The sequence below is a fragment of the Bradyrhizobium sp. HKCCYLS1011 genome (assembly GCF_051167795.1).
Taxonomy (GTDB): Bacteria; Pseudomonadota; Alphaproteobacteria; order Rhizobiales; family Xanthobacteraceae; genus Bradyrhizobium.
Genome location: NZ_JBNPTT010000003.1, coordinates 415,636 through 434,566 on the forward strand (window position 1 = coordinate 415,636; position 18,931 = coordinate 434,566).

The following is an 18,931-nucleotide window of genomic DNA, read 5'->3' on the forward strand; positions in this document are numbered from 1 at the left end:
ACGGAAGGCGCCGGCTCTCGCGGCAAAAATCTTGGATCGTGCCTCGGACGTCACATGTCGGGCTGGCCCCGTATTCATCTCGTGGACGGCAAGTGTGGGCACATCGCTAGCCGCACGCACCGTGCTCACCTCGCCCCCGCTCGTCGCGGCCCCGTAAGAACGGGGAGAGGGAGCTCGCCGTCACTCGAGGAGAGAGCGGTTGCAATCACGTGCTCCGCGGCGAAATACGTTCGACTGAAGCACGAGCGTGGTCAGCTGCTCGGCGTCGTGCACGTGAATAAGAAACCGCGCCTGCGCTTATAGTCCTATCAGCAGGACGGAAGGCCCGTGTCGCTAGCGTCGGCAATCGTTGAATAAACGGCGGCCCGGTGCGCCGGAATGAATGGGAATCAGTGCGCACCGGGCCTACCCGAACTACTTGGGGGCGCTAGTTCGGATGACGAGACCCTAGCACCACAGTTTTTCCGGCGTGTTGCCGGCATTCTAAGATTTATAGAGATTGATTTCCAAAGCCTGCAAATGCGCCGAGCCGGGTCTAATTGCTTAATCGAGATGTCTCCGGCGATGTGCCGCAGGTTTGTGCGGGCCGCCACCGACACATCTACAAGCCGGCGCCGTTCTCGCCTGCCGAAGGTTTCTGATGAGAAACACTTAGTCACGCTCGGTATCATCCGAAATTTCGCGAAATCAACTCGGCGCATACTGACCATCTTTCCATTGCATCACCGATTCCGAAGGCGTGTGCCGGCGCAGATCGCGTCGCATCCGCTCACGGATTGAGAATGCGAAAGAGCCTCGATGACTGGTCTGACACTGCGGGGGGGCGTGCTCGCCCTGATCATGTTCGCCATGCCGGTGGTTGCACCGCTCGCAGCAATCGCAGCCTCCGGGCCCGCCGCAGCGCAGACCGTGGCCTCGATCACGGTGGAGGGCAACCGGCGCGTCGAGGCCGAGACCATTCGTTCCTATTTCAAGGCGGGACCGAACGGAACGCTTGATGCCGGCCAGGTCGACGACGGCCTGAAGGCGCTGATCGAAACCGGCCTGTTCCAGGACGTGAAGATCAATCGCCAGGGCGGCCATCTCGTTGTCAGCGTGGTCGAGAACGCGGTGATCGGCCGCGTCGCCTTCGAGGGCAACAAGAAGATCAAGGACGAGCAGCTCTCGGCCGAGGTGCAGTCGAAGCCGCGCGGCACCTTCTCACGGCCGATGGTGCAGTCGGACGCACAGCGCATCTCCGAGATCTACCGCCATTCCGGCCGTTACGACGTGCGCGTCACGCCTGAAATTATCGAGCAGCCGAACAATCGGGTCGATCTGGTGTTCACGATCGAGGAGGGCGGCAAGACCGCCGTCAAGTCGGTCAACTTCGTCGGCAACAATGCGTTCTCCGCGGCACGGCTGCGCGACGTGATCAAGACTCACGAGACCAACTGGCTCAGCTTCCTTGGCGGCAACGACATCTATGATCCGGACCGCGTCGAGGCCGACCGTGACCTGATCCGCCGCTTCTATTTGAAGAACGGCTATGCCGACGTGCAGGTGGTGGCTGCGCTGACCGAGTATGACCCGGAGCAGAAGGGGTTCCTGGTCAGCTTCAAGATCGACGAGGGTCAGCAATACCGGGTCGGCTCGGTTCAGTTTCAGTCCTCGATTGCCGCGCTCGACGGCAACTCGCTGCGCAGCCTGTCGCGCGTCAGCATCGGCTCGCTCTATAATGTCGAGCAGGTCGAGAAATCGGTCGAGGAGATGCAGATCGAGGCCTCGCGACGCGGCTTCGCCTTTGCCGTGGTGCGTCCGCGTGGCGACCGCAATTTCGAGGCGCACACCGTGTCGATCGTGTTCACGGTCGACGAAGGGCCGCGCACCTATATCGAGCGCATCACCATTCGCGGCAACACCCGCACGCGGGATTATGTGATCCGGCGCGAGTTCGACATCGCGGAAGGCGATGCCTATAACCGCGCGCTGGTCGACCGCGCCGAGCGGCGGCTGAAGAATCTGGACTTCTTCAAGAACGTCAAGATTACGACCGAGCCGGGCTCGTCCAGCGATCGCGTGATCCTGGTGGTCGATCTTGAGGAGAAATCGACCGGCGACTTCTCGGTCTCGGGCGGCTATTCGACCACGGATGGCGCGCTGGCCGAGGTTTCGATTTCCGAGCGCAACTTCCTTGGCCGCGGCCTGTTCGCCAAGGCGTCGGTCTCTTATGGCCAATACAGCCGCGGCGTGTCGCTGTCCTTCGTCGAGCCCTATCTGCTCGACTACCGGATCGCCCTGGGTCTCGACGTGTACTACAAGCAGCAGCTCGCCAACAGCTATACCAGCTACGGCGTCACCACGATCGGCTTCAGCCCGCGGCTCGGCTTCCAGCTGCGCGAGGATCTCTCGCTACAGCTGCGCTATTCGCTGTATCGCCAGGAAATCTCGCTGCCGTCGTACTATCAGAACTGCAACAACAATCCGAACAACACCCTGCTCGCCTTCAACCCAACGCCGGCCTATATCGCCAACGTGCTCGGCGGGGTCGATCCGACCAATTCGACCAGCTCCGGCTATTATGGCTGGGGTTGTTTCGCCGACGGCGAATCCACCCTGCCGGTCCGCAAGGAGCTCTCCGATGGCGCGGCGCTGACCTCGGCGATCGGCTACACGCTCTCCTACAACACGCTCGACAACAACAAGAACCCGACCGACGGTCTGATGGTCGACTGGAAGCAGGATCTCGCCGGCGTCGGCGGCAATGTCAGCTATCTCAAGACGGCGGTCGATGCGAAATACTTCACGCCGCTGGTCTCGGAGATCGTCGGCCTGATCCATCTGCAGGGCGGCATCCTGAACAAGGTCGGCGACAAGGACCTGCGCATGCTCGACCATTTCCAGATGGGCGCGAACCTGGTGCGCGGCTTCGCCTCCAACGGCATCGGGCCGCGTGACATGACCTATATCAATTTCGGCGCCACCGGCGATTCGCTTGGCGGCACCAAATATTGGGGCGCCTCAGCCGAGCTGCAGATGCCGTTCTGGTTCCTGCCGAAAGAAGTGGGCCTAAAGGGCGCGGTCTATGCCGATGCCGGCTCACTCTGGGGCTATCAGGGCCCGACCTCCTGGGCCGCCACCGGCGAGGTCAATTCGGCCGCCTGCAAATGCGGCCTGCAATACGACGACAGCAAAGTGGTGCGCACCTCCGTCGGCGTCGGCCTGATCTGGGCCTCCCCCTTCGGCCCGCTGCGCTTCGACTACGCAGTGCCGCTGACCAAGGGCAAATACGACATCGTGCAGGAGTTCCGGTTCGGCGGCGGCACGTCGTTCTGAGGCTAGTTGACTCGTCGATCCGCAGTGCCCGTTGAGCATCTGGGCGGACTGCTCGTAGTTCTCTCCGTTGTCATCCCGGGGCGTGCGAAGCACGAACCCGGGATCCATAGCCACAGGCCGATGTGATACGGCTGGATAGCAGACGTTAGGGCAACAAACTCCGGCCTGTGGCTATGGATTCCGGGCTCATCGCTTTGCGATGCTCCGGAATGATGACGGAGATATTTGCGGCTCGCATACACGTCATGCGCAGATTGCCCGTCGTGTTAGTTTGCCGCAGGCGTGCGGCCTTGCCATGTCGGGCAAATCACAACGATCATTCGGCCCGTCTCGCCGCCACATGAGGGGCGTATCGCGGTCGTCACGGACGTAGGCGGTGAGATGCGGTGGGCGTGAGCGCGTCGCAGCGAGCTGTTAGTTCGCGGACGAACGGCGTAGTCACGCACGGTCAAGTCGCGCGGTCCTGATCCTCCGACGCTAGGATTACGCTTGCGACGACGTTCACGCGTCGCGCGAGTAACGGTGGCCAGAAAGCCCGGCGCACCGGGGAGAACGCGAAGCAGCCGTTAAGACCATCGCGCAGGGAAGGCCGGGATGTCTTGGCCAAACCTGTGGTACCTGCCGCCTGCATTTTTTCCGCAGGCGGGCCATGGGGGCGGCAAGCTCCCGGCCTTCCCTGCGCCCTCTGTATTTCGGGAGGGTGAAATTCTTGAACAACTCGGGTGCAGCTCGTACCGCGAGAACGAGATTGTACGCGTTCGAGCTACTTATGGGATGCAACGTTGCGCAAGCCACTCACAGGTGTCGTCCCGGGCAAGCGAAGCGCGACCCCGGACCCATAACCACAGAACTCAGTTGTGTGCGCTGTACTCGCGGCAAGCCTATTTCGGAAATCACGCGGTATGGGTCCCCGCGTTCGCGGGGACGACGCCGGAGATTTGACGAGCGATCGGCTCTCACGACTTGCGGCAAAGCTGCAGCAAAAAGAAAGGTCCCTGCCTGCGCGGGGACGCCACCAAGCTTGCGGCGGATGCGTTGCGATCCTGACGGCCGATTACGCCGCGGCCGCCACCACCACCTGCGCCAGCAGCTGCTCGCGCCGGCTCTGCGAGCGCTGGCCTTTCAACGTCGCGGCGAAGCGCTCAAGGATGCCGTCCTCGAAGGCGGTGACGATGGTGTCGTGCACATAGCTCTTGCGGCAGATCGCGGGCGTGTTGGCGAGCTCGTCGGCCGCGGCGCGCACGGCTTCCAGCACCTGCTTCTTGCGGCCGCGGGCACTCGAGGCGGGCGTGATCCGCGACAAGGTCTCGAGCGCGACCGCCGAGGCCATCAGCGTGCGAAAATCCTTCAGCGAGATCTTGATGCCGGCGATCTCGCGCAGGAACGCATTGACTTGGGTGGTCGAAACCGCGCGCACGATGCCTTGGGCGTCGCGATACTGGAACATGCGCCGGCCCGGCAGCTGGCGCAGCGTGCGAACCGCGCGCACCAGCTTCGCCGCGTCGCATTCCTTGCGCACGGCCTTGCCGCCCTTGGCCTTGAAGGTCAGCACGAAGCCACCCTCTTCCAGGATGACGTTGGACTTGAGCAGCGTGGTGGCGCCCCGCGTGCCGTTCAGCTTCGCGTAGGATTCATTGCCCGGACGGATGGCGGTGCGCGCGATCAGCTCGATCACGGACGCCAGCGCGAACTCCCGGGTCGGCTCGTCGCCGGCGAGATGCTTGGTCACGGCGCGGCGGATCTTTGGCAGCGCGCCGACCAGCTTGGCCAGCCGATGCGCCTTGCGGTGCTCGCGCACCTTGGTCCAATCGGCATGGTAGCGGTATTGCAGCCGGCCGGCGGCATCGATGCCCACCGCCTGCAGATGCGAGTTGGGATCGGGCGAATAGCGGACGTCGCGATAGGCCGGCGGCATCGCCATCGCGTGCAGGCGACGGATGGTGCTGGAGTCGCGGACCGTCGAGCCGTTGGCGCGGACGAAGCTGTATCCCTTGCCGCGCTTGACCCGGCGGATGGTCAGCTCGTTCTGGTCGCCGAGGTTCAGGCCAAGCTGTTTGGCCAGCTCCTCGACCGAAGTTTTGGCGTTCTCCGCGGCGTTGGCCTTGGAAAGATCCTTCAGGGTCAGTTTGCGGCGCGGCGGCTTCGGCGGCCATTGGCCGAGGGCCTTGGCAAGCGCGACATCAGGATCGGCGGCACGGGACCGGAGCCCATCCAAATTCTGCTGATCCATCATCGCCTTAGACGCCTTGTTCGCCTCTTTATCCGCTTAATGCCCCTGCCGCCGGTTTTGTTCCGGTCGGGTTATCCACACCCAATTTGCGATCTAGGAGGTTCTTGCACGGATAGCGAGTCCAGAAATTTAGGCAGAACGGTTCAAATTTACCGTTCATGGCTGCCATTCGGGGTAACCTTGACGAATTCAGTGGCAAGCGTCGGGGGCGGCCGCGGGCCGCGAACCTCAGATCCGCCCAACTCGCCCGCAACCTCCGCGCACAATTCTTTGATCAGGCGCATGGCCGACGGCCCCGCCGAAGGTTCTACTTGTCTTTGCTTGTCGGGCGCGGTTACGCGGACGCATAGTGGGAACAACGACGGCTTGCGCAGCGCCGATCTGCAAGCCGCATGTGTGGAGGATGAAATGTCCGAGAAGATCTACGACGTGCCTGCCGAGTGGGCGAAACGCGCCTTGGTCGACGAGGCGAAATACCGCGAGATGTACGCCCGCTCTGTCTCCGATCCGAACGGGTTCTGGGCCGAGCAGGCCAGGCGCGTCGACTGGTACAAGCCGCCGCACAAGATCGAGAATTGCTCGTTCGCGCCCGGCCACATCTCCATCAAATGGTTCGAGGATGGCGTGCTGAACGCCGCCTACAACTGCATCGATCGGCATCTCGCCACTCGCGGCGACCAGACCGCAATCATCTGGGAGGGCGACGATCCCTCGCAGAGCCGGCACATTACCTATCGCGAGCTGCACGACGAAGTCTGCAAGATGGCCAACATCCTGCGCAACCGCAATGTCGGCAAGGGCGACCGGGTCACGATCTATCTGCCGATGATCCCGGAAGCCGCCTATGCGATGCTGGCCTGCGCCCGTATCGGCGCGATCCATTCGGTGGTGTTCGCGGGTTTCTCCCCGGACTCACTCGCCCAGCGTATCCAGGACTGCCAGTCCAAGGTCGTCATCACCGCCGACGAAGGCCTGCGCGGCGGCAGGAAGGTGCCGCTGAAGGCCAACGTCGACGCCGCCCTGAACAAGGTCGAGGGTGTCGACTGGGTGATCGTGGTCAAGCGGACCGGCGGCAATGTCGAGATGAAGCCGAGCCGCGACTTCTGGTACCACGAGGCCGCAAAGGTGGTGACCACGGAGTGCAAGTGCGAGCACATGCATGCCGAGGACCCGCTGTTCATTCTCTATACGTCAGGCTCGACCGGCCAGCCGAAGGGCGTGCTGCACACCACCGGCGGCTATCTGGTCTACGCCTCGATGACGCATCAATACGTCTTCGATTATCACGATGGTGACGTCTATTGGTGCACGGCCGACGTCGGCTGGGTCACCGGCCACAGCTACATTCTCTATGGACCGCTGGCGAATGGCGCCACCACGCTGATGTTCGAGGGCGTGCCGAACTATCCCGACAATTCGCGGTTCTGGAATGTCATCGACAAGCACAAGGTCAACATCTTCTACACCGCGCCGACCGCGATCCGCGCGCTGATGCAGGGCGGCGACGAGCCGGTGAAGAAGACCTCGCGCGCCTCGTTGCGGCTGCTCGGCTCGGTTGGCGAGCCGATCAATCCGGAGGCTTGGGAGTGGTATCACCGCGTGGTCGGCGACGACCGCTGCCCGATCGTCGATACCTGGTGGCAGACCGAGACCGGCGGCATCCTGATCACGCCGCTGCCGGGCGCGATCAAATTGAAGCCGGGCTCGGCGACCTTGCCGTTCTTCGGCGTGGTGCCGGAGATCGTCGATGCCGATGGCAAGACACTCGAAGGCGAGGCGACCGGCAATCTCTGTCTGACCCGCTCCTGGCCGGGCCAGATGCGCACCGTCTATGGCGACCACGCCCGCTTCGAGATGACCTATTTCTCGACCTACAAGGGCAAGTACTTCACCGGCGACGGCTGCCGGCGCGATGCCGATGGCTATTACTGGATCACCGGCCGCGTCGACGATGTCATCAACGTCTCCGGCCATCGCATGGGCACTGCCGAGGTCGAGAGCGCGCTGGTGGCGCACGCCAAGGTGTCGGAGGCCGCCGTGGTCGGCTATCCCCATGACATCAAGGGCCAGGGCATCTACGCCTATGTGACCCTGATGGCCGGCGAGCAGCCGAGCGAGGAGTTGCGCAAGGAACTGGTCGCCTGGGTGCGCAAGGAGATCGGGCCGATCGCCTCGCCGGACCAGATCCAGTTCGCCCCCAGCCTGCCGAAGACGCGCTCCGGCAAGATCATGCGCCGCATCCTGCGCAAGATCGCCGAGGACGAACCGGGTGCGCTCGGGGATACCTCGACCCTGGCCGATCCCGCCGTGGTCGACGACCTGGTCGCGCACCGGCAGAACCGCAAGGAGAAGCAGGCTTAAGGCCCGAGCGGCTCCTTAACGAGTGTGGCCTCGCGCGGCAATTTCCGCGCGAGTGTTGTTTTCAAGTCATTTACTTTGCGCAGGAGTTTTCCAACCTGTGGGAGGGCGCTACCGAGGCAAGAGGGGCGAGTCGATGTTGGAGCGGATTGCGGTGACGCTGGCCGTCACCATCGGGGCAGGACTTGCAATGACGGCTGCAGCCGAGGCGCGGCCGGAGCTGGTCGGGATGAGCGGCCAATATTCGCCGGGCACCATCGTGATCAGGACCCACGAACGCCATCTCTATCTGGTTCTCGACGGCGAGCACGCGATGCGTTACCCGGTCGGTGTTGGCAAGGCCGGCAAGCAATGGGCGGGCACCACGACGATCGACGGCAAATATCGCTATCCCGCCTGGGCGCCGCCTGCTGAAGTCAAGCGCGACAAGCCGAACATTCCCGACGTGATTCCCGGCGGCTCGCCGCAGAATCCGATGGGCGTCGCGGCCATGACCTTGGCCGGCGGCGAATATGCGATCCACGGTACCAACGTGCCGAACTCGGTCGGCGGCTTCGTGTCCTATGGTTGCATCCGGATGCTGAACCCCGACATCACCGATCTCTACGATCGCGTCTCGATCGGAGCGACGGTCGTGGTCACGCGCTGACCGGACGCCGGAACAAGGTGCTCTCGCACCGGGATCAAAAATCGGACGCGATCCCTTTGCGCTCCCAATCACCGTAGCGGGTCGGCTCCGGCCCCTTGGGACCTTGCAGTTCCCTGGGCATCGCCTTGGCATGCTCGGCGGCCAGCCGTCGCCGCTCCTCGGCCTCGGCAAGGGCGCGTTGGGCGGCAGGCGTCAGCGGCTTCTGCGGAGGCTCGCCGGCCGGCGGCCCCAGTTTCGAGAGATCATCGCTCATCACACCATTCCACCATTCGCTCAGCTCTCATCATATCGTGTGCCCGGATTGTCTCCGACAGGGCTAAAAAATGCGGAGCCGATTCTTATATCTGGCACATTCCCGTGGCAGAGGTGCCGAGCTCTCATGGCATGCGCCGGATCGTCGCGGAACTGCCTTCTTCTTCTGCGAGTGACGCGCCAGCATGCCTCCACCGCGATTTGCGACCCCAACCGAAGTGCCGGGCCTGGCCGCACGGCGAATCGCAGCAGATGTCGTCGACGGGGTTTTACATAAACATCGCACGCTGGATGACCAGCTGGACGGAGCCGGCGCGCATCCGGGTTTGAAGCAGCTCGCCGACCGGGATCGCGCGTTGATGCGGCGGCTGGTGGCCACCACCTTGCGCCGGCTGGGCACGCTTGGCCATTTGCTGTCGCGTCTGCTGGATCGCGGGATCCCGACAGATGCGCCGCGGGCGCAGAGCGCGTTGCTGATCGGGGCCGCCCAGATTCTTTGGATGGACGTGCCGGATCATGCGGCGGTCGATCTCTCCGTCCGGCTGGTCCAGGCCGACCGACGCGCGGCGAAATATGCGGGCCTTGTGAACGCGGTGTTGCGGCGATGTGCCCGCGAAGGCGCAGGCATCGTCGAGGAGGTGAAAGGCCAGGCGCTCGACGTTGCGCCTTGGCTATTGAAGCGCTGGATCGCCCATTATGGCGAGGCCACAGCAAAGGACATTGCGGTCGCGCTCGGCCACGAGCCCTCGCTTGACCTCACCGTCAAATCGGAACCGGAACAATGGGCAGCGCGGCTACATGGCGAGGTGCTGCCGACCGCGACGGTCAGAACGCTGCTGCACGGTTCGGTGACGGTGCTGCCGGGCTTTGCCGAGGGTCAGTGGTGGGTGCAGGACGCTGCGGCAGCCTTGCCCGCTCGCCTGTTTAGCGATGTTGCCGGCAAGAGCGTCGCCGACCTCTGCGCCGCGCCGGGCGGCAAGACCGCTCAGCTCGCGCATGCGGGCGCCAGGGTGACGGCGGTCGACAGGTCCGCTGGCCGCATGGCGCGCCTCAAGGACAACATGACCAGGCTGCAGCTCGAGATCGAACCGGTCGTCGCCGATGCGGCGGAGTGGCAGCCTGCGAATGGCAGCTTCGATGCAATCCTGGTCGATGCGCCCTGTACGTCCACCGGCACGATCCGGCGGCATCCGGATGTGGGCTGGCTCCGCCAGGAGGCGGAGATCGCCGCACTGTCCAGCCTGCAGAAACGCCTGGTGCAGAAGGCTGTGAGCCTGCTGAAGCCGGGCGGGACGCTGGTCTATTGTACCTGTTCGCTGGAGCCGGAAGAAGGCGAGCAGATCATCGAGAGTGTCCTCGCCAGCGAGGATGAGCTTCGCCGCATTCCGGTGATGCCGGGTGAGGTGGCGGGATTGAGCGAGATCGTGACGCCGGCCGGCGACCTGCGCACCTTGCCCTGCCATCTGCCGCATCAGGATCCCCGACTCGGCGGGCTGGACGGCTTCTACGCGGCGCGGCTGCAGCGCCGGAGCTAATCGATGCGGTAAAATAAGGCGTGCGGCAAACTGGCGGTATCAATGTGAGGGTGCTAGGATCGGGTTATTGGTTAATTCCTGATTTTGCACCAGATTTTGCGCTGACCCATGGCTTTCGATGGAGCCTAAAATGGTGCATCAGCCACATTTCCGCTTTAGTAAGACTGCGCTGACGAATTCCCATCACCTCAAGGCAAGGCGTGTCCGCCGCTCAGACGAGACGTATATCGACGCTGGTATTGGGCCGCTTCGCGCGCAGCCTGATGGCGCATGTCAGCGGCCTGACGGTGTCTCTGTCTGGGTTGTGGCCGGGCCGCGCCGACCGGCTCATCATCGCGCCGCATGATCTCCGCACGGCCGACGCGACGCGCGCCGCCGAGATCTATGCCGGCCGTTTCGTATTCGCAGGCAAGATCGTCACCTGCCACGGCCGCTCGATCTTCGACCTGGAGCCCCCGTCGGAAGATTGGGAAGTGGCGCTGCTCGGGTTCGGCTGGCTGCGGCACTTGCGGGCCGCCGACACCGCGCTGACGCGCGCCAATGCCCGCGCCTTGGTGGACGACTGGATCACCAACCAGATCGGCCGGCACCCGGTCAGCCGCCGCGCCGACGTGCAGGCGCGCCGGGTGATTTCGCTGCTGTCGCAGGCGCCGCTGGTGCTCGCCGATTCCGACGGCAAGTTCTATCGCCGCTACCTGCGGGGCCTGACCCGCGAGATCCGCTATCTTCGCTATGCGATGATCGACATCCCGGACGGGGCGCCGCGGCTGCAGGTGCTGATCGCGCTGTGTTACGCGGCCTTGTGCCTCGCCAATCAAGCCAAGCATATCCGCACGGCCAGTCGCAAACTGTCGGACGAGTTGCAGCGGCAGATACTGCCCGATGGCGGTCACGTCTCGCGCAACCCCGGCGCGCTGATCGAGCTTTTGATCGATCTCTTGCCGCTGCGGCAGACCTTTGCCGCCCGCAACATCGCGCCGCCGCCGGCGCTCTTGAATGCGATCGACCGCATGATGCCGATGCTGCGCTTCTTTCGCCATGGCGACGGCAACATGGCCTTGTTCAACGGCATGGGAGGAACGCCGTCCGATCTGCTGGCAACGCTCCTGGCCTATGACGACACCCATGGCACGCCGATGGCAAGCATGCCGCATTCCGGCTTCCAGCGACTGGATGCGGGCGCCATGACGGTGATCGTCGACACCGGGCCGCCGCCGCCACCGCATCTCAGCCAGGATGCCCATGCCGGCTGCCTCGCTTTCGAATTGTCGTCCGGCATCTGTCGCATCGTCATCAATTGCGGCATGCCCTCCAACGGTCGCGACAACTGGCGGGCCTTTGCCCGCAGCACTGTCGCGCATTCGACGCTGACCTATCACAACACCTCATCCTGTCAGTTCGTCGAGATGTCGGCGGTGAAGCGGCTCCTGCACGGCGCGCCGATCGTATCGGGGCCGACCCGGGTGGAAAATTTTCGCGAAATCGTTGCCGACGGCACCGTGCTGTCGACCTCGCACAACGGTTACGCCGCAAAGTTCGGAATGGTCCATCGCCGCGTCCTGGTCGTTGCCAACGACGGATCGCGGCTTGATGGCGAGGATACGATGACGCCGGCACAGGGCGCGCGCCTGCGCGGCAACGGCTCCGACTATGCGCTGCGTTTCCACCTGCATCCCGCCGTCAAGGCAAGCCGGCTCAGCGACGGCCGCGGTGCGATGCTGGTGCTGCCCAACCGCGAGGTCTGGACCTTCGAGACCGTCGACGACCGTATTGATCTCGAAGACAGCGTGTTCCTGGCCGGCAATGACGGCCCACGCCGGACCACGCAGATCGTGATTCGGCAGGACGCGCGCCAGGCCGCATCGATCCGCTGGAGCTTCGTGCGCTCATCCGCGTCGCCGGCCGAGACCAATGCGCGGCGGAACGCCCGGCGCGAACCAGAATTGCCGCTGTAGCCGTCTGTCGTCTCTGAGGGTGGCGAGTCCTCTTGTTGTCGACGGGGCCAAAAGCTGCTAATCAGCCGCTTCTCGCGCGACTGGCGACTTTGGATGGAGCACCATCAGGGAGCGCGGGAGTGTTTGCCGTGCGCCTGGGCATCAGCTTCCCCCTGATCAGTTTCTCTGAATAGAGGACTCTGCCCATGACCAACCAGCTTCGTCGCGTTAACCGTGCACTGATTTCCGTTTCCGACAAGTCCGGCCTCGTCGATTTTGCCCGCTCGCTTGCCGTCCGTGGCATCGAGCTGGTCTCGACCGGCGGCACCGCCAAGGCGATTGCCGCAGCCGGCCTGAAGGTGACCGACGTCTCCGACCTCACCGGCTTCCCCGAGATGATGGATGGACGGGTCAAGACCCTGCACCCGAAAGTGCATGGCGGCCTGCTTGCCATCCGCGACAATGTCGAACACGCGCATGCGATGAAGACGCACGACATCGCGCCGATCGATCTTCTGGTCGTCAATCTCTATCCGTTCGAGGCCACGGTCGAGAAGGGCGCCGACTTCACCGACTGCATCGAGAACATCGACATTGGCGGTCCCGCGATGATCCGCGCAGCGGCCAAGAACCACGACGATGTCACTGTCGTTGTCGATGTGAACGATTATCAGGCGGTACTCGATGATCTCGCCAGGCATGACGGCCAGACCACGCTGCTGTTACGGCGGAAGCTGGCGGCGAAGGCTTATGCGCGGACGGCCGCCTATGACGCCGCGATTTCCAACTGGTTCAACGCTACGATTCAAAACGACGCGCCGGATTATCGAGCCTTTGGCGGGCGGCTGATCCAGGCGCTTCGCTATGGCGAGAACCCGCATCAAAACGCCGCCTTCTACGCTCTGCCCGGCCGCCGACCCGGTGTCGCCACTGCGCGACAACTCCAGGGCAAGGAGCTGTCCTACAATAACATCAACGACACCGACGCCGCCTATGAATGCATCGCGGAGTTCGATCCGGCGCGCACGGCGGCCTGTGTCATCGTCAAGCACGCCAATCCGTGTGGTGTCGCCGAGGGCTCCGACCTTGTTAGCGCCTATCAAAAGGCTTTGGCCTGCGATTCCACCTCGGCTTATGGCGGCATCATCGCGCTGAACCGGAAGCTGGATGCGGAGACGGCCGGGGCCATCACCGGCATCTTCACCGAGGTCATCATCGCGCCCGACGCCACTGAGGAGGCCATTGCGATCATCGCCGGTCGGAAAAATCTGCGATTGCTGTTGGCCGGCGGCCTGCCGGATCCGCGCGCGCCTGGACTGACCGCGAAGACGGTCGCTGGCGGCCTTCTGGTCCAGAGCCGCGACAATGCCGTGGTCGACGATATGCAGCTGAAGGTCGTCACCAAGCGCGCGCCGACCGAGCCTGAAATGCGCGACCTGTGCTTCGCCTTCCGCGTCGCCAAGCACGTGAAGTCCAACACCATCGTCTACGCCAAGGACTCCGCCACGGTCGGCATCGGCGCAGGTCAGATGAGCCGGGTCGACTCCGCGCGCATTGCCGCGCGCAAGGCGCTCGATGCAGCCAGCGAGCTGAAGCTTGCAGAGCCCTTGACCAAGGGCTCGGTCGTGGCCTCAGACGCCTTCTTCCCGTTTGCCGACGGCATGCTCGCCTGTATCGAGGCCGGTGCGACCGCCGTGATCCAGCCTGGCGGCTCGATGCGGGACGACGAGGTGATCAAGGCGGCCGACGAGCACGGCATCGCAATGGTGTTCAGCGGCGTCAGGCATTTCCGGCATTGAGCCGTCGTCATTTGCCGGGGTTGACCCGGCAATCCATCGTCTCGGATCAAGTCCTTGCCAAGTGGGATGCACGCCCGAGCCTCCGCCGCGCCGAAGGGGCTTCGGCCCCGCAGGCGGGTCAAGCCCGGGCATGACCGGCGGGGTTCACCCGCGCCAGCAGCACCAATCCGATCGCGAAGAACATCACCAGGACCGCCATGCCCGCCTTTTGGCTGGCGGTCGCCGCGGTCACGATGCCGATCAGCAGCGGGCCGATGAACGACGTCACCTTTCCCGTCAGTGCGAACAGTCCGAAATATTGCGCGATGCGCTCCTTCGGCGCCATCCGGATCAGAAGCGAACGCGACGCCGCCTGCAGCGGCGCCCCGCAGGCGCCGATCACGCAGCCCAAAAGGAGATAGGCGCGCTCGGGCGCGGATGCGAACAGCGCGCCGCCCGGCTCGGGTGGCGCAACCGGGATGAACAAGATCGAATCCTTGCTGACCGAGAGGATGGCGACGATGGCCGCGAGCAGCAACGTCATGCTGCCCATGATGACGCTCTTCGGGCCGAACGCATCGTCGAGCTTGCCGCCCATCCAGCCGCCGAACGTGCCTGCAATCGCCAGGATGATACCGAAGGTGCCGATCTGGATCGTGTTCCAGCCAAAGGTGCCGGCGGCGTAGATCCCGCCGAAGGCGAACAGCGATACCAGGCCGTCGGTGTAGATCATGTTCGCGATCAGGAACAGCGCGAGCGGACGCTGCTTCGGCAGCGAACCCAGCGTTTCCCGCAGCTCGGCCAGCCCCTCGCGCAGCGCTGCACCGAGCCGGTGGCGCGCGGGATAATCCGGCGTGAACAGGAACATCGGCAGCACGAAGACGATGAACCAGATGCCGGTGAGGGGGCCCGAGATGCGATCACCCTGATGGCTGACCGGATCGAGGCCGAACAGCGGCGTGAAGCCGAACAGGGTCCGGCCGCTGTCGGGATTGGCGGCGAGAAACCCGAGCACGAGGATGAGGGAAAAGATTCCGCCGATATAGCCGGTGGCCCAGCCGGTGCCCGAAAGGCGTCCGATCCGCTCTGGGGGCACCAAGGTCGGCATCATCGCATTGTTGAACACGGTCGCGAATTCGACGCCGATCGTTGCGATCACATAAGCGACCAGGAGCGGCGTGATCAGCTCCGGCGCGTGCGGCCGGCCGATCCACATCAGGGCGGAGCCGACCACGAGCATGGCGCCAAAGGCCGCGATCCACGGCTTGCGCCGGCCGGTGGCGTCGGCGATGGCGCCGAGCACGGGTGACAGAATTGCGATGACGATGCCGGCGGCGGCGGTGGCAAAGCCCCACATTGCCTGCCCGCTTGCGGCATTGGGTGCGACATGGGCGGCGAAATAAGGCGCAAAGACGAAGGTTGTGATCAGTGTGAAATAGGGCTGTGCGGCCCAATCGAAGAAGATCCAGCTGATGACGGCGGTGCGCGGCGGATAGGCGCGCCGCACGGTATCCTCGCCTGACGAAATCGTGGTCACAGCCATTCCAAAATGTCCTTCACGATCACGACCTCGCGTTTTGCGCCCGGTCTCAGGGCCTATAGCATTCGCGGCGTTCACTGGATGTCAGCCGCGGCGGAATTTTGATGATTCCTTTCACAATCAATCGACGAACAGTCCTTGCGGGCATCGGCCTGCTCCTCGCGGGGATAGTGCCCGCGGCAGCGCTGGATGCTCGGGATTACAGCCTGCCTGCGCCGCTGCTGCCGGGCGCGACCGCCCCAGCAGAACCGCCTGCGCACGGCATGGTGGTGGCGCAGGAAAAGATCGCAGCTCGGGTCGGCCAGGGCGTGCTTGCGCTTGGCGGCAATGCCGTCGATGCGGCGGTGGCGACCGGATTCGCGCTGGCGGTGACCTATCCCGTTGCTGGCAATATCGGCGGCGGCGGTTTCATGGTCATCCATCTGAAGGACCGCGGCGAAGACATCGCGATCGACTATCGCGAAACCGCGCCGGGCAGCGCCACGCGCGAGATGTTCCTCGGCGCTGACGGCAAGCCTGACAATGCAAAGTCGCGCGATTCAGCGATGTCGATCGGTGTGCCCGGAACCGTCGCGGGCCTGGCGCTTGCGTTGGACAAATATGGCTCGGGCAAATTCACGCTGGCGCAGCTCGTCCATCCTGCCATCGTGCTCGCGCGCGAGGGCATCACGATCGAGGATCACGTCGCAGATACGCTGCCGACATATTATTTGCGGCTCCGGAAATGGCCGGCGTCGGCCAAGATCTTTGCGACGGCCGATGGCGCGCCTCTGCACGAAGGCCAAAAGCTCGTCCAGACCGATCTGGCTGCAACGTTGACGGCGCTTGCCGAACAGGGACCGCGTGGTTTCTACGAAGGAACGGTTGCCGAGAAACTGGCGAAAGGGGTGCAGGACGCCGGCGGCATCATGACGGCCGACGATCTGAAATCCTACCAGCCGCTGATCCGCAAACCTGTCCGAGGGACCTATCGCGGCTACGACATCGCCTCAATGCCGCTGTCGTCCTCCGGCGGCACGGTCCTGATCGAGACCCTCAACATCCTCGAAGGTTTTCAGCTCGATCAATTGAAACAGGGTTCGGCGGCCTCCCTGCATGTTCTGATCGAGGCGATGAAACGGGCCTATGCCGATCGCGCCCGCTATCTCGGCGATCCCGCTTTCATCAATGCGCCGGTCCCAGTGATGCTGTCGAAGGACTATGCCGCGAAGCTGCGCGCCAGCATCGATCCTGATCGTGCGACGCCGGCCGACGCCCTCAAGGTCACGCCGCTCCGCGAAGGCAGCAACACCACGCATTTCTCGGTGGTCGACAATGACGGCAATGCGGTCAGCAACACCTACACGCTGAACTTCCCCTACGGCGTCGGCCTCGTGGCGGACGGCACGGGCGTGCTGCTCAACAACGAACTTGACGATTTCACCGCAGCGCCCGGCGCTTCCAATGCGTTCGGCCTGGTGGGGTTTGAGGCTAATCTGCCGGGGCCGGGCAAACGGCCGCTGTCATCGATGTCGCCGACCATCGTGCTGAAGGACGGCAAGCCCGTGCTGGTGACGGGCTCGCCCGGCGGCAGCCGCATCATCACGACCGTGCTGCAGGTGATTGTCGACGTGCTCGACTATCACATGGATGTCGCCGCTGCTGTTGCCGCGCCGCGCTTGCATCACCAATGGATGCCGGACGAGGTGCGCATGGAGTACGGCTTCCCTGCCGACGTGGTGGCGGAACTGAAGGCGAAAGGTCACCGGGTCGTGGAGGGGCTCGGCTATACCTCCGCCAACTCGATCCTGGTGACGGCCGACGGGCTGATAGGTGCGCCGGATCCCCGGAGCCGCGGCGCAACCGCTGCCGGCCGGTAGCGATGACGCCCCGCGGGCCGGCTTACACCCCAGCGCCGCGGAGCTACCTGCCCACCGTATAAGGGCCGCCCTTCTCCAGCGCTCGCTGGTAGGCCGGGCGCGCCTCGATGCGGGTGAGAAAATCCATTGCCCGTGGATGTCCCTGCTCGAGGCCACCGCGGGCCGCGGCAGCCTGCAGCGGAAAGCTCATCTGGATGTCGGCGGCCGTGAACTCGTTGCCGGCGAACCACTCGCTCTTCTGCAGCTCGCTTTCCCAGAATGCCATGTGCTGCTTGAGTTGCGGATTGACCAGCGTTGTCAGCGCCTGGTTCGCCACCTTGCGCACCAGCGGACGCAGCAGCGCCGGGGCGCGCTTGGGCATCACGTTGAACAGCAGCTTCAACAGCAGCAGCGGCATGGCCGAGCCTTCGGCATAATGCATCCAGTAGCTATAGCGCAGCCGTTCCGGGGTCTTCGGCGGTGGACTGAAGCGGCCATCGCCATAGGTATCGACCAGATATTCGATGATCGCGCCGGATTCCGCGACTGTATTGCCCCCGTCCGTAATGACCGGCGACTTCCCAAGGGGATGGATCGCGCGCAGCTCCTTCGGTGCCCGCATGTCGGGCTGGCGCTCGTAGCGGATGATCTCGTAGGGCACGCCGAGCTCTTCGAGCAGCCACAGCACGCGCTGCGAACGGGAATTGTTGAGGTGGTGAACGATGAGCATCGTGATTCCCCCGGCCTTCAGGTGTGTCGCAACTCCGTAGCAGGCGGAGCGCAATTCGACGATCGGGTTTGTCCTGATCCTCTGTCGAATAATCACCCGGGTAATATTGACATATATTTTATCCGGGCGTAAATAGATGCCTAGCCGATCTAGAAGCACGGTGCTTCAGACGAGGTGCACCCAATGGACGAGACCTTTACCGCCTTCCAAGGGCCCCGCCGCCTGGCCACAGGTCCGCTCGGCGAGGTCGCCCTCAGCGTCAAACGCATTGGAGCGACGCCCGCGCCGATCCTGATTTTCGACGACCGGACCGGCCGTTCGATCGATCTCGATCTTCGCGGCAGCGATGCCGAGATCACCTCGCGCCTGCCTGTGAAGTCGGTCGAGCCATCCGAGCCCGCAGCCGTTGAGCCGCGCGGCCGCGGCCGGCCAAAGCTCGGCGTGGTTGCCCGGGAGGTGACCTTGCTGCCCCGTCATTGGGAATGGCTGAACGCGCAGCCGGGCGGCGCGTCCGTGGCTCTGCGCAAGCTGGTCGATGAGGCGCGACGCGCCAATGGCGACCGGGATCGCGCGCGTCAAGCGCGAGAGGCGGCTTATCATTTCATGTCGGCCATGGCCGGGAACTTCCCCCATTTTGAGGAGGCGTCCCGCGCTCTCTTTGCTGACGATCGCCGCCGTTTCGGCGAGCTGATCGCGGATTGGCCATCCGATGTCCGCGATCACGCCATCACTCTCGCTTATCGGGATCTCGCGTCCTAAGGTTGCACGCTCG

Annotated in this window: 12 protein-coding genes and 1 riboswitch; of the genes, 8 read left to right on the forward strand and 4 right to left on the reverse strand. The window is 64.0% G+C overall.

Going from position 1 to position 18,931, the window contains the following annotated elements; all coding sequences use genetic code 11:
- Nucleotides 1-798: 798 nt before the first annotated feature.
- Nucleotides 799-3,315 (forward strand): outer membrane protein assembly factor BamA, encoded by a 2,517-nt coding sequence (gene bamA, locus ACQR1W_RS10840; RefSeq protein WP_434850759.1) that lies wholly within the window; start codon nucleotides 799-801, stop codon nucleotides 3,313-3,315.
- A gap of 1,054 nt (nucleotides 3,316-4,369) precedes the next feature.
- On the opposite strand, the gene ACQR1W_RS10845 is transcribed toward bamA, so the two are convergent.
- The gene (locus ACQR1W_RS10845) at nucleotides 4,370-5,548 is read right to left on the reverse strand and encodes a DNA topoisomerase IB (RefSeq protein WP_434850760.1); all 1,179 of its coding nucleotides are present in this window, start codon (nucleotides 5,546-5,548) and stop codon (nucleotides 4,370-4,372) included.
- Nucleotides 5,549-5,953: 405 nt separating this feature from the next.
- Here ACQR1W_RS10845 and acs point away from each other — a divergent pair, with 405 nt between their 5' ends.
- Both acs and ACQR1W_RS10855 read left to right on the forward strand, forming a co-directional pair.
- Nucleotides 5,954-7,906 (forward strand): acetate--CoA ligase, encoded by a 1,953-nt coding sequence (acs, locus tag ACQR1W_RS10850; RefSeq protein WP_434850761.1) that lies wholly within the window; start codon nucleotides 5,954-5,956, stop codon nucleotides 7,904-7,906.
- A gap of 133 nt (nucleotides 7,907-8,039) precedes the next feature.
- Nucleotides 8,040-8,552 (forward strand): L,D-transpeptidase, encoded by a 513-nt coding sequence (locus tag ACQR1W_RS10855; protein WP_434850762.1) that lies wholly within the window; start codon nucleotides 8,040-8,042, stop codon nucleotides 8,550-8,552.
- A 34-nt stretch (nucleotides 8,553-8,586) separates the two neighbouring features.
- On the opposite strand, the gene ACQR1W_RS10860 is transcribed toward ACQR1W_RS10855, so the two are convergent.
- Nucleotides 8,587-8,805 (reverse strand): DUF1674 domain-containing protein, encoded by a 219-nt coding sequence (locus ACQR1W_RS10860; RefSeq protein ID WP_434850763.1) that lies wholly within the window; start codon nucleotides 8,803-8,805, stop codon nucleotides 8,587-8,589.
- Between the two features lie 184 nt (nucleotides 8,806-8,989).
- Here ACQR1W_RS10860 and ACQR1W_RS10865 point away from each other — a divergent pair, with 184 nt between their 5' ends.
- From ACQR1W_RS10865 to purH, 3 genes are all read left to right on the forward strand, one after another.
- The gene (locus tag ACQR1W_RS10865; protein WP_434850764.1) at nucleotides 8,990-10,339 is read left to right on the forward strand and encodes an RsmB/NOP family class I SAM-dependent RNA methyltransferase; all 1,350 of its coding nucleotides are present in this window, start codon (nucleotides 8,990-8,992) and stop codon (nucleotides 10,337-10,339) included.
- A 263-nt stretch (nucleotides 10,340-10,602) separates the two neighbouring features.
- Nucleotides 10,603-12,294, forward strand: a complete 1,692-nt coding sequence (locus tag ACQR1W_RS10870) for a heparinase II/III family protein (protein WP_434851143.1) — start codon at nucleotides 10,603-10,605, stop codon at nucleotides 12,292-12,294.
- 66 nt (nucleotides 12,295-12,360) lie between these two features.
- Nucleotides 12,361-12,441: riboswitch (ZMP/ZTP riboswitch) on the forward strand.
- Between the two features lie 38 nt (nucleotides 12,442-12,479).
- Nucleotides 12,480-14,072, forward strand: a complete 1,593-nt coding sequence (gene purH, locus ACQR1W_RS10875) for a bifunctional phosphoribosylaminoimidazolecarboxamide formyltransferase/IMP cyclohydrolase (RefSeq protein WP_434850765.1) — start codon at nucleotides 12,480-12,482, stop codon at nucleotides 14,070-14,072.
- 118 nt (nucleotides 14,073-14,190) lie between these two features.
- On the opposite strand, the gene ACQR1W_RS10880 is transcribed toward purH, so the two are convergent.
- Nucleotides 14,191-15,594: an MFS transporter gene (locus ACQR1W_RS10880; RefSeq protein ID WP_434850766.1), complete on the reverse strand. Its 1,404-nt coding sequence runs from the start codon at nucleotides 15,592-15,594 to the stop codon at nucleotides 14,191-14,193.
- Nucleotides 15,595-15,695: 101 nt separating this feature from the next.
- Here ACQR1W_RS10880 and ggt point away from each other — a divergent pair, with 101 nt between their 5' ends.
- The gene (gene ggt, locus ACQR1W_RS10885) at nucleotides 15,696-17,450 is read left to right on the forward strand and encodes a gamma-glutamyltransferase (RefSeq protein WP_434850767.1); all 1,755 of its coding nucleotides are present in this window, start codon (nucleotides 15,696-15,698) and stop codon (nucleotides 17,448-17,450) included.
- Between the two features lie 43 nt (nucleotides 17,451-17,493).
- Here the strand turns inward: ggt and ACQR1W_RS10890 are convergent, their stop codons facing one another.
- The gene (locus tag ACQR1W_RS10890; RefSeq protein WP_008971585.1) at nucleotides 17,494-18,159 is read right to left on the reverse strand and encodes a glutathione S-transferase family protein; all 666 of its coding nucleotides are present in this window, start codon (nucleotides 18,157-18,159) and stop codon (nucleotides 17,494-17,496) included.
- A 183-nt stretch (nucleotides 18,160-18,342) separates the two neighbouring features.
- Between ACQR1W_RS10890 and ACQR1W_RS10895 the strand changes: the two genes are divergently transcribed.
- Complete coding sequence (locus tag ACQR1W_RS10895; RefSeq protein ID WP_434850768.1) at nucleotides 18,343-18,918, forward strand: DUF2239 family protein; 576 nt, start codon at nucleotides 18,343-18,345, stop codon at nucleotides 18,916-18,918.
- Nucleotides 18,919-18,931: the final 13 nt, after the last annotated feature.

Excerpts from the sequence above, each read along its gene's own strand:
- bamA (WP_434850759.1), top strand. The coding sequence starts at position 799 with ATGACTGGTCTGACACTGCGGGGGGGCGTGCTCGCCCTGATCATGTTC.
- ACQR1W_RS10845 (WP_434850760.1), bottom strand. The coding sequence starts at position 5,548 with ATGATGGATCAGCAGAATTTGGATGGGCTCCGGTCCCGTGCCGCCGAT.
- acs (WP_434850761.1), top strand. The coding sequence starts at position 5,954 with ATGTCCGAGAAGATCTACGACGTGCCTGCCGAGTGGGCGAAACGCGCC.
- ACQR1W_RS10855 (WP_434850762.1), top strand. The coding sequence starts at position 8,040 with ATGTTGGAGCGGATTGCGGTGACGCTGGCCGTCACCATCGGGGCAGGA.
- ACQR1W_RS10860 (WP_434850763.1), bottom strand. The coding sequence starts at position 8,805 with ATGAGCGATGATCTCTCGAAACTGGGGCCGCCGGCCGGCGAGCCTCCG.
- ACQR1W_RS10865 (WP_434850764.1), top strand. The coding sequence starts at position 8,990 with ATGCCTCCACCGCGATTTGCGACCCCAACCGAAGTGCCGGGCCTGGCC.
- ACQR1W_RS10870 (WP_434851143.1), top strand. The coding sequence starts at position 10,603 with ATGGCGCATGTCAGCGGCCTGACGGTGTCTCTGTCTGGGTTGTGGCCG.
- purH (WP_434850765.1), top strand. The coding sequence starts at position 12,480 with ATGACCAACCAGCTTCGTCGCGTTAACCGTGCACTGATTTCCGTTTCC.
- ACQR1W_RS10880 (WP_434850766.1), bottom strand. The coding sequence starts at position 15,594 with ATGGCTGTGACCACGATTTCGTCAGGCGAGGATACCGTGCGGCGCGCC.
- ggt (WP_434850767.1), top strand. The coding sequence starts at position 15,696 with ATGATTCCTTTCACAATCAATCGACGAACAGTCCTTGCGGGCATCGGC.
- ACQR1W_RS10890 (WP_008971585.1), bottom strand. The coding sequence starts at position 18,159 with ATGCTCATCGTTCACCACCTCAACAATTCCCGTTCGCAGCGCGTGCTG.
- ACQR1W_RS10895 (WP_434850768.1), top strand. The coding sequence starts at position 18,343 with ATGGACGAGACCTTTACCGCCTTCCAAGGGCCCCGCCGCCTGGCCACA.